Origin of the sequence: Pseudomonas sp. TSRC2-2, from assembly GCF_049897785.1 — a bacterium.
In the GTDB taxonomy this organism is placed as follows: domain Bacteria; phylum Pseudomonadota; class Gammaproteobacteria; order Pseudomonadales; family Pseudomonadaceae; genus Aquipseudomonas.
The window spans coordinates 253,712-267,883 of the sequence record NZ_JAFCWZ010000007.1; the positions used below are offsets into that span (position 1 = coordinate 253,712).

Genomic DNA, 14,172 nt, shown 5'->3' on the forward strand with positions numbered 1-14,172 from the left:
AAGCCCGCTCCCACATGTGTTCGGCGTTGTGCCGAAAATTTGTGAACACCACAAATCTAATGTGGGAGCGGGCTTGCTCGCGAAGGCGGCGGTGAAGCTGCATCGATATTTGGATGAGGTTAAAGATGTCCCAGGCTGAAAAAATCATCATCACTGGCGACCACCTGCATTGGCAGGAGGTGGTCGCTGTCGCCCGTCACGGTGCGCCGCTGGAATTGTCCAGCGACACGTGGGCGCGCATCGACAACGCTCAGGCCATCGTCCAGCGCATCGTCGCCAGCGGCGAGCGCGCCTATGGCGTCAACACCGGTCTGGGCGGCCTGTCCAACGTTTCGCTGCAAGACGAACAGCTCAGCCAGCTCTCGCGCAACACCTTGCTCAGCCATGCCTGCGGGGTTGGCCCGGTCCTGAGTGATGAGCAGACCCGCGCAATCATCTGCGCCGCGGTCCACAACTACAGCCACGGCAAATCCGGCCTGCATCGGCGCGTAGTCGAAGGGCTGCTGGCGCTGCTCAATAGCCGTATCACCCCGCAGGTGCCGTCGCAAGGTTCGGTGGGTTACCTGACGCACATGGCGCACATCGGTATCGCGCTGCTGGGCGTGGGCAATGTCAGCTATCGCGGGCAGATCATTTCGGCGCAACAGGCGTTGGCCGAAGAAGGCCTGGAGCCCATGCATTTGGGGGCAAAAGACGGTTTGTGTCTGGTCAATGGCACGCCGTGCATGACCGGTCTCAGTTGCCTGGCGATTGCCGATGCAACGCACCTGCTGCAATGGGCCGATGTCATCGGTGCGATGAGTTTCGAAGCCCAGCGCGGCCAGATCGATGCGTTCGATGCCGAGATCATCGCGCTCAAGCCGCATCCGGGCATGCAGCAGGTGGGCAACAACCTGCGCGCCTTGCTCGATGGCAGCGAAGTGATCGCCGCGAGCAAGGGCATTCGCACGCAGGACGCGCTGAGCATCCGCTCTATCCCGCAGGTGCACGGCGCCGCGCGTGATCAACTGGAGCATGCGATCAATCAGGTCGAAGCCGAACTCAATGGCTGCACGGACAATCCGCTATTGCTCGGCACGCCGGACAATTTCCGGGTGATGTCGCAGGCCAACCCGCACGGCCAGTCGGTGGCGATGGCGGCAGATCTGCTGGCGATTGCCATGGCTGAAATCGGCTCGATTGCCGAGCGTCGTCTCGATCGCCTCGTCAACCCGCACGTCAGCGGTCTGCCGGCGTTTCTGGTGGCCAATCCGGGGGTCAATTCCGGGATGATGATCGTGCAATACGTCGCCGCTTCGCTGTGTGCGGAAAACCGCCAATTGGCGCAACCGGCGGTACTCGACAACTACATCACCTCGGGCCTGCAGGAAGATCACCTGAGCATGGGCACTAACGCTGCGCTGAAGCTGCATCGCGCGCTGGAAAACTGCACGCAGATCCTCGCCATCGAATACCTGCTGGCGGCGCAGGCGCTGGAATTCCTCAAGGAGCAGCGCTTTGGCGTGGGCACTGACCGCGCCTGGCGCCTGCTGCGCGAAACGGTCCCTGCCTACGATGAGGATCGCTGGTTGGCGCCGGATATCGCTGCCGCTGCGACCGTGCTGAAAGACCCGAATCTGCTGCACAACGTTCTACCGAATCTGCACTGACAACTACCCATACCAGCGTGCCAAGGCGTGGATCGTTCACGAGACGAAAAACGACGGATAACGGAATGCTCCGGAGCGACTGGTAGTTAATAACAATGCCTAACAGGAGCATTTTAATGACTGTGCTGAACCTGATCCCCGGCCAACTGAGCCTGGCCCAACTGCGTGACGTCTACCAGAACCCGGTCACCTTGACCCTCGACAACAGCGCCAGTGCGCAGATCGAGGCCAGCGTTGCCTGCGTCGAGCAGATCCTCGCCGAGAACCGCACCGCCTACGGCATCAACACCGGTTTCGGCCTGCTGGCCTCGACGCGCATCGCCAGTGAAGACCTGGAAAACCTCCAGCGTTCGCTGGTGCTCTCGCACGCTGCCGGCGTCGGCCAGCCGATCAGCGATGAGCTGGTGCGACTGATCATGGTGCTCAAGGTCAACAGCCTCAGCCGCGGTTTTTCCGGCATCCGTCGGCAGGTGATCGATGCGCTGATTGCGCTGATCAATGCCCAGGTCTATCCGCATATTCCGCTGAAAGGTTCGGTCGGCGCATCCGGCGATCTGGCGCCGCTCGCGCACATGTCGCTGGTGCTGCTGGGCGAGGGCAAGGCGCGCTACAAGGGCGAATGGCTTGAAGCCACCGAAGCACTGAAAGTCGCCGGCCTGACGCCGCTGACTTTAGCGGCTAAAGAAGGTCTGGCGCTGCTCAACGGCACTCAGGTTTCCACGGCATTTGCCCTGCGCGGTTTGTTCGAAGGTGAAGACCTGTTTGCCGGTGCCCTGGCGCTCGGCAGTCTCACCGTAGAAGCCGTGCTCGGCTCGCGCTCGCCGTTCGACGCGCGCATTCATGCAGCGCGTGGGCAGAAAGGTCAGATCGATGCCGCTGCGGCCTACCGCGATCTGCTCGGTGAGCGCAGCGAAGTCTGCGCCTCGCACCAGAACTGCGACAAGGTCCAGGACCCGTATTCGCTGCGCTGCCAGCCGCAAGTCATGGGCGCCTGCCTGACCCAGTTCCGTCAGGCCGCTGAAGTGCTGGCGGTCGAAGCCAACGCGGTTTCCGACAACCCTTTGGTATTCGCCGCTGAAGGCGACGTGATTTCCGGCGGTAACTTCCACGCCGAGCCGGTGGCCATGGCCGCTGACAACATGGCCTTGGCCATCGCTGAAATCGGCTCGCTGAGCGAACGGCGCATCTCGCTGATGATGGACAAGCACATGTCGCAACTGCCGCCGTTCCTCGTCGCCAATGGCGGGGTGAATTCCGGGTTCATGATTGCCCAGGTCACCGCAGCGGCACTGGCCAGCGAAAACAAGGCGTTGTCCCATCCGCATTCGGTAGACAGCCTGCCGACCTCGGCCAACCAGGAAGACCATGTGTCGATGGCCCCGGCGGCGGGCAAGCGTCTGTGGGAAATGGCCGAGAACACTCGCGGCATTCTCGCCGTGGAATGGCTGGCGGCGGTGCAGGGGCTGGACCTGCGCAATGGCCTGAAAACCTCGCCGAAGCTGGAACAGGCGCGGGCGATCTTGCGCAAGGAAGTGCCGTTCTATGAGAAGGATCGGTTCTTTGCGCCGGACATCAATGCGGCGACTGAGTTGCTGGCGTCGCGGTGTCTGACCGAGCTGGTGCCGGCGAAGCTTTTGCCGAGCCTTTAACCCTACCCACTGATCTTTCCCACGCGCAGCAAAGGAATGCCTCAAGGGACGCTCCGCGTCCAGTGACGCGGAGCGTCACGGGCTGCATTCCTTTGCTGCGCGTGGGAACGATCACTATAAGAGGAACCGGGATGAAAACCCTCTGGCAACACTGCCAAGTCGCAACCATGGCCAACGGCGCCTATTCGATCATCGAGGATGCCGCGATCGTGACGTCCGGCACGCTGATCGAATGGATCGGCCCGCGCGCTCAATTGCCGTCCGGCGAATTTCCGGCGGTCAATGACCTGCAAGGTGCTTGGGTCACCCCCGGTCTGATCGACTGCCACACCCACACCGTATTCGGCGGCAACCGCAGCGGTGAGTTCGAGCAGCGTCTGCAAGGCGTCAGCTATGCCGAGATCGCCGCGCAGGGCGGCGGCATCGCCAGCACCGTGCGCGCAACCCGTGAAGCGAGCGAAGACGAGCTGTTCGCCAGCGCCGCCAAACGTCTGAAAAGCCTGATGCGCGACGGCGTGACCACGGTGGAAATGAAATCCGGCTACGGTCTCGATCTGGCCAACGAACGCAAGCTGCTGCGGGTCATCCGGCGCCTGGCCGAAGAGCTGCCGATAAGCGTGCGCAGCACTTGCCTGGCGGCGCACGCGTTGCCGCCGGAGTACAAGGATCGCGCCGACGATTACATCGATCTGGTCTGCGAGCAGATGCTCCCGGCCCTTGCCGCTGAAGGTCTGATCGATGCCGTGGACGCGTTCTGTGAATACCTGGCGTTTTCGCCGGAGCAGGTCGAGCGGGTCTTCGTCGCCGCGCAACAACTCGGACTGCCAGTGAAACTCCACGCTGAGCAGTTGTCCTCGCTGCACGGCTCCAGCCTCGCCGCACGCTACAAAGCCTTGTCCGCCGATCACCTGGAGTTCATGGACGAGGACGATGCCATCGCCATGGCCGCTGCCGACACCGTCGCCGTGTTGCTGCCGGGCGCGTTCTATTTCCTGCGCGAAACCCAATTGCCGCCGATGGATGCGCTGCGCAAGCACAAGGTGAAGATTGCCATCGCCAGCGACCTCAACCCCGGCACCTCGCCGGCGCTGTCGTTGCGCCTGATGCTGAACATGGCTTGCACCTGTTTGCGCATGACCCCGGAAGAAGCTCTGGCCGGGGCGACCATCCATGCCGCGCAGGCGCTGGGCATGGCGCAGACCCATGGCTCGCTGGAGGTTGGCAAGGTCGCTGATTTCGTGGCGTGGGACATCGAGCGTCCGGCGGATCTGGCCTATTGGCTCGGTGGCGATCTGGACAAGCGCGTCGTGCGTCACGGCGTTGAATCGAATTTCTAGGAGGGCGGTTGTGGACAAGGTTCTGAGTTTCAAACAAGGTCGCGTGCCGCTGCTGATCAGCATGCCCCACGCCGGTGTGCGTCTGACCCCGGCGGTTGAAGCCGGGCTGATCCCGGCGGCGAAGAGCCTGCCGGACACTGACTGGCATATTCCGCAGCTCTACGACTTTGCCGAGGAGCTGGGCGCCAGCACCCTGGCGGCTGAGTATTCGCGCTTCGTCATCGACCTCAACCGGCCGTCCGACGACAAGCCGTTGTATGCCGGGGCGACCACCGGGTTGTATCCGGCAACGTTGTTCGACGGCATCGCGTTGTTTCAGGCAGGTCTGGAGCCGTCGACACAGGAGCGGGCGACTTATCTGCAGCAGATCTGGACGCCATACCATCGCACGCTTGAGCAAGAGCTGGCGCGATTGAAAGCCGAGTTCGGCTACGCGCTGCTGTTCGATGCGCACTCGATCCGCTCGATCATCCCGCACCTGTTCGACGGCAAGCTGCCGGACTTCAACCTCGGCACCTTCAATGGCGCCAGTTGTGATCCGCAACTGGCGACTCAACTGGAAGCGATCTGTGCGCAGCACGCGCAGTTCACCCATGTGCTCAACGGTCGGTTCAAGGGCGGGCACATCACCCGCCAGTACGGCGACCCGGCGCAGAACATCCACGCCGTGCAGCTGGAACTGTGCCAGTCCACCTACATGGAAGAGTTCGAACCGTTCCGCTACCGCGCCGACCTGGCCGAGCCGACGCGGGTGGTGCTCAGGGAATTGCTGCAGGGCTATCTGGCCTGGGCAAAATCTCACTACAGCGCGTAACCCTTGTGGGAGCGGGCTTGCTCGCGAAGGCGGTGTATCAGTCACTGTTCATGTCGACTGACACGGACCCTTCGCGAGCAAGCCCGCTCCCACAGGTCGATGCATTTGATCGTTCCCACGCTCCGCGCGGGAACGATCAGGCCCCGGGGCATGCTCATTGACGCAAATCGGGTTTATGATGCCCAACGGCAGAATAATACGAGTCCCCCCAGGGATGACCTCGACCCCTTACGGAGCGCGCAATGCAGACTTTGTTTCCGCAGATCAAACCCCACGCCCGGCACGATCTGGCTGTCGATGACACCCATACGCTGTACGTCGATGAAAGCGGCTCGCCGGAGGGATTAGCGGTCGTGTTCATTCATGGTGGCCCAGGCGCCGGCTGCGACGCCCAGAGCCGGCGCTATTTCGATCCGAATCTGTATCGCATCGTCACCTTCGACCAGCGCGGCTGCGGTCGCTCCACCCCGCACGCCAGCCTGGAAAACAACACCACCTGGGATCTGGTCGAGGATCTGGAGCGCATTCGCAAGCACCTTGGCATCGAAAAATGGGTGCTGTTCGGCGGCTCGTGGGGTTCGACCCTGGCCCTGGCGTACGCACAAACCCACCCGGAACGGGTCCACGGTCTGATTCTGCGCGGGATCTTTCTCTGCCGTCCGCAGGAAATCGAATGGTTCTATCAGGCCGGCGCCAGCCGCCTGTTCCCCGATTACTGGCAGGACTACATCGCGCCGATCCCGCTGGACGAACGCGACGACCTGCTCAGCGCTTTCCACAAACGCCTGATCGGCAACGACCAGATCGCCCAGATGCATGCGGCGAAAGCATGGTCGACCTGGGAGGGGCGTACCGCGACCCTGCGGCCGAACCCGCTGGTGGTCGATCGTTTCTCCGAGCCGCAGCGCGCACTGTCGATCGCGCGGATCGAGTGTCACTACTTCACCAACAATGCGTTCCTTGAGCCAAACCAGTTGATCCGCGACATGGGCAAGATCGCCCACCTGCCCGGCGTGATCATCCATGGCCGCTACGATGTGATCTGCCCGCTCGACAACGCCTGGGAATTGCATCAGGCCTGGCCGAACAGCGAATTGCAGGTCATCCGAGACGCCGGCCACGCCGCATCCGAGCCGGGCATCACCGATGCGCTGGTGCGCGCCGCGAGCAAAATGGCCCAGCGCCTGCTCGACCTGCCGCTCGAAGAAGCATGAAGGCGCTGTTGCAACGCGTACGCGGTGCGCGGGTAGAGGTCGCCGGCGAGGTAGTCGGCGCGGTCGATCAGGGTTTGCTCGTGCTGGTGGCGGTAGAACCCGACGACACGCCTACCAGCGCCGACAAACTTCTGCATAAGCTGCTTAACTATCGGGTATTCAGTGATGCCGAGGGCAAGATGAATCTGTCCCTGGCGGATGTGGGTGGCGGGTTGCTGCTGGTCTCTCAGTTCACCCTCGCCGCCGATACCAAAAGCGGCCTGCGTCCGAGCTTTTCCACGGCCGCACCGCCGGCGCTGGGTGAGGAATTGTTCGACTATCTATTAAGCAAAGCGAAACAGATGCATGGCACTGTGGCATCAGGTAGATTCGGCGCCGATATGCAGGTGCACCTGGTCAACGACGGCCCGGTAACCTTCCTGTTACAGACCTGACAGTGCCTGAAACACCTTTTTCGGAAATTTCGACTGTTTTTAGGCTGTTTTCGCGATAAATACTTTGTTACCCCTGATGCGTTGTCATCCGGGCTACTAGATAATCGCGCGCTGCGGGGATCGACATTCGTTGATCCGTTTTGACTTAGGTAGAGACTTGTCTGGATCCGATTGGGGAATCATTTTGCCCCGGCGGAGTCGGAACATTGCTCGCCAACTTGGCAAGGGTGCCCTGAAAGGTCGGTTTTTTACTGCCGAAAACCCTACAGGCACTTCATCTGGCCGTTGGTTTATTGATCTGTTTTCGGCGAGGGTTGCTCGTGATTGTTAGTCCCTGTAATGCAGCAAAAATGTCTGCCAAACGCATGCGAAGTGCTCTGGTAGCGGGTTCGGCGCTCCTGTGCCTGCTCAGCGCCGGTCAGCTTTGGGCGTTCAATCTTGACGACGTATCGGCCAAGGCCAAAGAGCTGGCCGGGCAGAAGTTCGAAGCCCCGCGCAGCAACCTGCCGAACGAATTTCGCGAAATGAAGTTCGCGGACTATCAGAAGATCCGCTTCCTCACCGAAAAGGCTGAGTGGGCCGATCAGAAGACGCCGTTCAAGCTCTCCTTCTATCACCAGGGTATGCATTTCGATACGCCGGTGAAAATCAACGAAATCACCGCGAATACTGTCTCGGAGATCAAATACGATCCGAGCCGCTTCGATTTCGGCGACCTGAAATTTGATCCGAAAGCCACTGAACAACTGGGCTACGCCGGTTTCCGTGTGCTGTACCCGATCAACAAGGCCGACAAGCAGGACGAAATCATGACCATGCTGGGCGCGAGCTATTTCCGCGTCGTCGGCAAAGGGCATACCTACGGTCTGTCGGCCCGTGGTCTGGCGCTCGATACCGCGCTGCCGTCGGGCGAAGAATTCCCGCGTTTTCGCGAATTCTGGATTCAGCAGCCCAAGCCTGGCGACAAGCACCTGGTGATCTTCGCTCTGCTCGATTCGCCACGCGCCACCGGTGCCTACCGCCTGATCCTGCGTCCGGGCAGCGACACCATCGTCGACGTCAAGGCGCAGATGTTCCTGCGTGACAAGGTCGGCAAACTGGGCATCGCGCCGCTGACCAGCATGTTCCTGTTCGGCGCCAACCAGCCGTCGAAAGTCCTCAACTACCGTCGTGAACTGCACGACTCCAGCGGTCTGTCGATCCATGCCGGCAACGGCGAGTGGATCTGGCGTCCACTGAACAACCCGAAACATCTGGCCGTGAGCAACTTCAGCGTCGAGAACCCGCGTGGTTTCGGTCTGCTGCAGCGTGGCCGTGACTTCAGCCACTACGAAGACCTCGACGACCGCTACGACAAGCGCCCAAGCGCCTGGATCGAGCCGAAGGGCGAGTGGGGCAAGGGCACTGTCGATCTGGTAGAGATTCCGACCGCTGACGAAACCAACGACAACATCGTTGCGTTCTGGAGCCCGGAAAAAATGCCGGAGCCAGGCCAGCCGCTGGACTTCGCCTACCGCATGCACTGGACCATGGACGAAGCAGCGATCCACGCGCCGGACAGCGCCTGGGTGGCACAGACTCTGCGTTCGACCGGTGACGTCAAGCAATCGAACCTGATCCGTCAGCCGGATGGCAGCGTTGCCTATCTGGTCGACTTCGAAGGCCCGTCACTGGCAGCCCTGACGCCGGATGCCGACGTGCGCAGTCAGGTCAGCGTTGGCGACAACGCCGAGCTGGTCGAGAACAGCGTGCGCTACAACCCGGAAACCAAGGGCTGGCGCCTGACTCTGCGGATGAAGATCAAGGATCCGAGCAAGGCAACCGAAATGCGCGCCGCCCTGGTTCAGCCTGTCGTGACAGCCGATCTGGGCAAATCCGTGCCGGCCTCCAACTCGTCGGTCGCCAAGGCTGACAAGGTGGCCGCCAAGCAACAGGAAAAACTCGACAAGGAAGCCAAGGCCGCCGAAGCCAGACAGGCTGAAGCCAAGCCTGCCGCCGATGCCAAGGACCAGGCCAACAAAGACGCCAAGCAGCCAGTCGCTGCCGACGCGGCCCCAGCCACACCGGAATCGGCACCGACTGAAGAAGTCCTGACCGAGACCTGGAGCTATCAGTTGCCTGCCGATGAGTAACTCTCAAGTACAGCCAGAGACTCTGTCCGAGTATCTGGCGCATCTGCCGATGACCGACGAGCAACGCGCGGAACTCGCGGGTTGCCGGTCGTTCAGCGAGCTGCATGAACGCCTGTCGTCCTCGACATTCGACGCTCCTGCCGAAGCCGCCCAGGCTTCGGTGGGCAAGCGTCTGACCCTGAGCACGGCCGAAGAACTGGCCGAAGCGGAAATGCTGGTGCTCGACGCCAGTGGTCGGGTCAGCCTCAAGGCCACGCCGCCGATCCACCGTACCAAGGTTGTGCCTGAACCATGGCGCACCAATATTCTGGTGCGTGGCTGGCGCCGTCTGACCGGGCGCACCAACCCGCCGCAGCCGCCGAAGGACGCCAATGTACTGCCGGCCGCACGCTGGCGCACCGTCGGTTCGATCCGCCGCTACATTCTGTTGCTGCTGATGCTCGGCCAGACCATCGTCGCCGGCTGGTACATGAAAGGGATCATGCCGTACCAGGGCTGGTCGTTCGTCGATCTGGAAGAAGTTCTGCATCAGCCGCTGCTGCAAACCGCCACGCAAGTGCTGCCGTACGCGCTGCAAACCAGCATCCTGATCCTGTTCGGGATTCTGTTCTGCTGGGTCTCGGCCGGTTTCTGGACCGCGCTGATGGGCTTCCTCGAGTTGCTCACCGGTCACGATAAATACCGTATCTCCGGGAAAAGCGCCGGTAACGAGCCGATCCCGAAAGATGCGCGTACTGCGCTGGTGATGCCGATCTGCAACGAGGACGTACCGCGGGTATTCGCCGGTCTGCGTGCGACGTTCGAATCGGTGGCCGCGACCGGTGATCTGGATCGCTTCGACTTCTTCGTTCTCAGTGACAGTAACGACACCGATATCTGCGTCGCCGAGCAACAGGCCTGGCTGGATGTCTGCCGTGAAGCCAAGGGCTTCGGCAAGATTTTCTATCGTCGCCGTCGCCGGCGTGTGAAACGCAAGAGTGGCAACCTCGACGACTTCTGCCGTCGTTGGGGCGGTGACTACAAATACATGGTGGTGCTCGATGCCGACTCGGTGATGAGCGGCGAGTGCCTGACCAGTCTGGTGCGTTTGATGGAAGCCACGCCGGACGCCGGGATCATCCAGACCGCGCCGCGTGCCTCGGGCATGGATACGCTGTATGCACGCATGCAGCAGTTCGCGACCCGCGTGTATGGCCCGCTGTTCACGGCCGGTCTGCACTTCTGGCAGTTGGGTGAATCCCACTACTGGGGTCACAACGCGATCATCCGCATGAAGCCGTTCATCGACCACTGCGCCTTGGCGCCGTTGCCGGGCAAAGGTGCGTTCTCCGGTGCGATCCTGTCCCACGACTTCGTTGAAGCTGCGCTGATGCGCCGTGCCGGTTGGGGCGTGTGGATTGCCTACGACCTGCCGGGCAGTTACGAAGAACTGCCGCCGAACCTGCTCGACGAACTCAAGCGTGACCGGCGCTGGTGCCACGGCAACCTGATGAACTTCCGCCTGTTCCTGGTCAAGGGCATGCACCCGGTGCACCGCGCGGTGTTCCTCACCGGCGTGATGTCGTACCTGTCGGCGCCGTTGTGGTTCTTCTTCCTGGTGTTGTCGACCGCGCTGCTGGCGGTGAATACGCTGATGGAGCCGCAGTACTTCCTTGAACCGCGCCAGCTCTATCCGCTGTGGCCTCAATGGCACCCGGACAAGGCCATCGCGCTGTTCTCGACGACCATCGTGCTGCTGTTCCTGCCGAAACTGCTGAGCATCATCCTGATCTGGGCCAAGGGCGCGAAAGAGTTCGGCGGCAAGTTCAAGGTGACCCTGTCGATGCTGCTGGAGATGCTGTTCTCCATGTTGCTGGCGCCGGTGCGGATGATTTTCCACACCCGCTTCGTCCTCGCCGCGTTCCTCGGCTGGGCTGCGACCTGGAACTCGCCGCAGCGTGATGACGACTCGACGCCGTGGAGCGAAGCGGTCAAGCGCCACGGGCCGCAGACGTTGCTGGGCTTTCTCTGGGCATTGTTGGTGATCTGGCTGAACCCGAGCTTTCTCTGGTGGCTGGTGCCGATCGTCGGTTCGCTGATGCTGTCGATCCCGGTGTCGGTGATCTCCAGTCGTGTCGGCCTTGGTCTGAAGACCCGTGACGAGAGCCTGTTCCTCATCCCTGAGGAATACAATCCGCCACAGGCGCTGCTGGCAACCGACCAGTACACCCACGAAAACCGTTACCACGCACTGAATGACGGCTTCGTCCGCGCAGTGGTCGATCCGCAGCAGAACGCCCTGGCGTGCTCGCTGGCGACCTCCCGCCACGGTCAGGCCGAGCCGATCGAATGGCTGCGCCAGGAACGTGTGCGTCACGCGATCAAGGTCGGCCCGGCCGGGCTGAACAACCATGATCGCCTGCAACTGCTCAGCGACCCTGTTGCGCTGGCACGCCTGCACGAGCAGGTCTGGGCCGAAGGTCACGCCGAGTGGCTGGATGCCTGGCGCGCTTCGATGAAAGCCGATCCGCATGCGCCGTTGCTGCCGCTGCGACCGGTGAGCCTGCAGGCTCAGCCGGCCTGATGAGAAAACCCCGCTGAGTCAGCGGGGTTTTTTTATGTCCGCTGTTGAGCTGCCAACAAACACCGATCAAACCTAAAACCAGTGCAAAGCATCCGTCGCCGAATTGGCGCGCCCGTTAACTAGGACGCGCAGACCGCGCCGCTGCCTTCGCGAGCAGGCTCGCTCCCACCTTGGAATGCGTTTCCCTGTGGGAGCGAGCCTGCTCGCGAATGGCGTCACCTCGGTTACAGGCGAACCGAGGTTGTGCATCAACTCAGACTTTAAAGCGGCCCACCAGCATCTGCAGATGCGTGCCCAACCGCGCCAGCTCAACGCTGGACGCCGCCGTCTCCTCACTGGCCGCCGAGGTCTGATCCGACACATCGCGCACGTTCAGCACGCTGCGGTTGATCTCTTCGGCCACGGCGCTCTGCTGCTCGGCGGCTGCGGCGATCTGCTGGTTCATTGCCTGAATCGCCGAGACGGTGCGGGTGATGCTTTCCAGTGAGCCGCCGGCACGACGGGTCAGTTCGACGCTGCTGTCGGTAAGGCTGCGGCTGTTGTCCATGATCGTCGCCACTTGCTGGGTGCCGTTTTGCAGGCCGACGATCAGCTCTTCGATTTCTTCGGTGGACTTCTGCGTGCGCTGGGCGAGGCTGCGCACTTCATCGGCCACCACGGCGAAACCACGTCCGGCCTCACCGGCACGGGCGGCTTCGATGGCAGCGTTGAGCGCCAGCAGGTTGGTTTGTTGGGCAACCGATTTGATCACGTCGAGGACGCTGCCGATCTTGTCGCTTTCGCGCTTGAGCTCGCCCATGGCTTCGGTGGAGTGACTGACCTCGACCGCCAGACGCTCGATCTGCGCGATGGCTTCGCCGACGACCTTGTCACCTTCACGCGCCTGTTGGTCAGCGGCGACAGCGGCCTCGGAAGCTTCTTCAGCGTTGCGCGCGACTTCCTGTACGGTGGCGGCCATTTCGTTCATGGCGGTGGCGACCTGATCGGTCTCGACCTTTTGATTGTTGACCCCGGCGCTGGTCTGCTCGGTCACGGCCGACAGTTCTTCAGCGGCACTGGCGATCTGCGTGACGCCGTCGCTGATACCGCCGATCAACTCGCGCAGGCCTTGGGTCATGCTTTGCATCGAGCGCTGCAACTGGCCGAGTTCGTCGCGGCGCAGGGACACCAGGTTGTGGGTCAGGTCGCCGGCGGCCACGCGCTCGGCGACTTTGAGGGTCTGGGTCAGCGGAATGATGATTTGCCGAGTGATCGCCCAAGCGGCGATCAGACCGAAGGCCAATGCCAGCGCAGTGGCGACCAGCAGCATGTTCTTGGCATGGGCGGCATCGGTGTCGCGCACCACGGTTTGCGATTCGGTGAGTTTTTTGCTGAGTGAGATCAGGATGTCGCCCTGAGCGGACATGCTGGCCAGCGATGCAGCGTTCTTCACCTGGGAGTCACGGAATTGGGCGACGGCGGCGCGGTAAGCCTTGAGCGAGTCGGTGGCTTGCTGCAGGTTGGTAATGTGTTGCTCCGGCACGCGGCTCGGCAGGCTCTCGAGGTTTTTCAGGGCATTGTCGATAGCTGTCAGCGCTGGTTGCTCGGCGTCGGCCTTGCCGCTGTAGGTGTAGCCGCGCACCTGATAGCGCGCCTGCTGGAGCAATTTGCTCAGTTCGATCACTGCGTTGTATTGCGCGACGCTGTCGCCTTGCAGCAGCGCACTTTCGACTTCGCCGACCTTGGCCACGGCGTTGTCGGCATTGGCGCCAAGCTTGCTGCGCGCATCTTCACGCTGCATGGTGGCCTGGGTCATTTCGCCGAAGGCACGTTTGTATTCGGCAACGGCCGCCAATTGCTGGTCGACCATCGCCACGTCGGACGGCTGCTCGATCATGCCGCGGGCCGATTGCAGACCGCTGTCGAGTTTGTTGAGGTATTCATTGACCGCGCCCGGGCCCTGTTCGCCACGACGCATGTCGTAGTCCATGCGCGCCAGGCGCAGGTCTTTGGTCAACTCGTTGAGGCTGGAAATGAAGCCGAGCTTGTCGCCACGGCTGATGATGCCGCTCATGCCGGTCCAGCCGGTGAAAGTGATCAACAGTGTCAGCAACAGCACCAGGCCGAAACCGATGCCCAGCTTGCGTTTGACGCTGACGTTTCCAAGACTCTCGGCTAACCAACGGTACATGCGACCACTCCCTTCGGACCACTAATTGGACTTATAGGGGTTGTATCGGCTGGGTGATGGCAATCTGTAACGCCACTTGTCCGCGACCGTAGGACTTGTAGGAGCTTGTAGGAGCTGACGAGTGCAACGAGGCTGCGATCTCTTGATCTTGTTTTTTTAGAGGCAAGATCAAAAGATCGCAGCCTCGTTGCACTCGGCAGCTCCTACAGG

Annotated in this window: 9 protein-coding genes and 1 pseudogene; 8 read left to right on the forward strand and 2 right to left on the reverse strand. The window is 61.8% G+C overall.

The features are described 5' to 3' along the window. Nucleotides 1–125: 125 nt before the first annotated feature. From ACP7D9_RS16300 to mdoH, 8 genes are all read left to right on the forward strand, one after another. Nucleotides 126–1,649 (forward strand): HAL/PAL/TAL family ammonia-lyase, encoded by a 1,524-nt coding sequence (locus ACP7D9_RS16300; protein ID WP_426158562.1) that lies wholly within the window; start codon nt 126–128, stop codon nt 1,647–1,649. Between the two features lie 116 nt (nt 1,650–1,765). Then, nucleotides 1,766–3,298, forward strand: a complete 1,533-nt coding sequence (hutH, locus tag ACP7D9_RS16305; protein WP_426158564.1) for a histidine ammonia-lyase — start codon at nt 1,766–1,768, stop codon at nt 3,296–3,298. Nucleotides 3,299–3,429: 131 nt separating this feature from the next. Further along, the gene (gene hutI / locus ACP7D9_RS16310; RefSeq protein WP_426158566.1) at nt 3,430–4,635 is read left to right on the forward strand and encodes an imidazolonepropionase; all 1,206 of its coding nucleotides are present in this window, start codon (nt 3,430–3,432) and stop codon (nt 4,633–4,635) included. A gap of 10 nt (nt 4,636–4,645) precedes the next feature. Continuing rightward, nucleotides 4,646–5,449: an N-formylglutamate deformylase gene (gene hutG / locus ACP7D9_RS16315; RefSeq protein ID WP_426158568.1), complete on the forward strand. Its 804-nt coding sequence runs from the start codon at nt 4,646–4,648 to the stop codon at nt 5,447–5,449. A gap of 242 nt (nt 5,450–5,691) precedes the next feature. Next, nucleotides 5,692–6,663, forward strand: coding sequence for a prolyl aminopeptidase (pip, locus tag ACP7D9_RS16320; RefSeq protein ID WP_101156690.1), 972 nt, complete (start codon nt 5,692–5,694; stop codon nt 6,661–6,663). Beyond that, nucleotides 6,660–7,097, forward strand: a complete 438-nt coding sequence (gene dtd, locus ACP7D9_RS16325) for a D-aminoacyl-tRNA deacylase (RefSeq protein ID WP_101156687.1) — start codon at nt 6,660–6,662, stop codon at nt 7,095–7,097. The genes pip and dtd overlap by 4 nt, the downstream gene beginning before the upstream one ends. Before the next feature lie 350 nt (nt 7,098–7,447). Beyond that, a complete protein-coding gene (locus ACP7D9_RS16330; protein WP_426158571.1) occupies nt 7,448–9,229 on the forward strand; it encodes a glucan biosynthesis protein in 1,782 nt (593 codons plus the stop codon). After that, nucleotides 9,222–11,792: a glucans biosynthesis glucosyltransferase MdoH gene (gene mdoH, locus ACP7D9_RS16335; protein WP_426158573.1), complete on the forward strand. Its 2,571-nt coding sequence runs from the start codon at nt 9,222–9,224 to the stop codon at nt 11,790–11,792. Before ACP7D9_RS16330 ends, mdoH begins: the two co-directional genes overlap by 8 nt. A 253-nt stretch (nt 11,793–12,045) precedes the next feature. Here mdoH and ACP7D9_RS16340 read toward each other — a convergent pair whose 3' ends face one another. Both ACP7D9_RS16340 and ACP7D9_RS16345 read right to left on the reverse strand, forming a co-directional pair. Continuing rightward, a complete protein-coding gene (locus ACP7D9_RS16340) occupies nt 12,046–12,918 on the reverse strand; it encodes a methyl-accepting chemotaxis protein (RefSeq protein WP_397479480.1) in 873 nt (290 codons plus the stop codon). Beyond that, nucleotides 12,901–13,962, reverse strand: a pseudogene (locus ACP7D9_RS16345) (methyl-accepting chemotaxis protein); the annotation flags it as partial. The pseudogene ACP7D9_RS16345 and the gene ACP7D9_RS16340, both read right to left, overlap by 18 nt. Between the last annotated feature and the right edge of the window lie 210 nt (nt 13,963–14,172).

Bases quoted from the DNA above. Each gene is read 5' to 3' on its own strand.
- pip (WP_101156690.1), top strand. From the start codon at position 5,692: ATGCAGACTTTGTTTCCGCAGATCAAACCCCACGCCCGGCACGATCTG.
- ACP7D9_RS16300 (WP_426158562.1), top strand. From the start codon at position 126: ATGTCCCAGGCTGAAAAAATCATCATCACTGGCGACCACCTGCATTGG.
- ACP7D9_RS16330 (WP_426158571.1), top strand. From the start codon at position 7,448: ATGTCTGCCAAACGCATGCGAAGTGCTCTGGTAGCGGGTTCGGCGCTC.
- ACP7D9_RS16340 (WP_397479480.1), bottom strand. From the start codon at position 12,918: ATGCAAAGCATGACCCAAGGCCTGCGCGAGTTGATCGGCGGTATCAGC.
- dtd (WP_101156687.1), top strand. From the start codon at position 6,660: ATGAAGGCGCTGTTGCAACGCGTACGCGGTGCGCGGGTAGAGGTCGCC.
- mdoH (WP_426158573.1), top strand. From the start codon at position 9,222: ATGAGTAACTCTCAAGTACAGCCAGAGACTCTGTCCGAGTATCTGGCG.
- hutH (WP_426158564.1), top strand. From the start codon at position 1,766: ATGACTGTGCTGAACCTGATCCCCGGCCAACTGAGCCTGGCCCAACTG.
- hutI (WP_426158566.1), top strand. From the start codon at position 3,430: ATGAAAACCCTCTGGCAACACTGCCAAGTCGCAACCATGGCCAACGGC.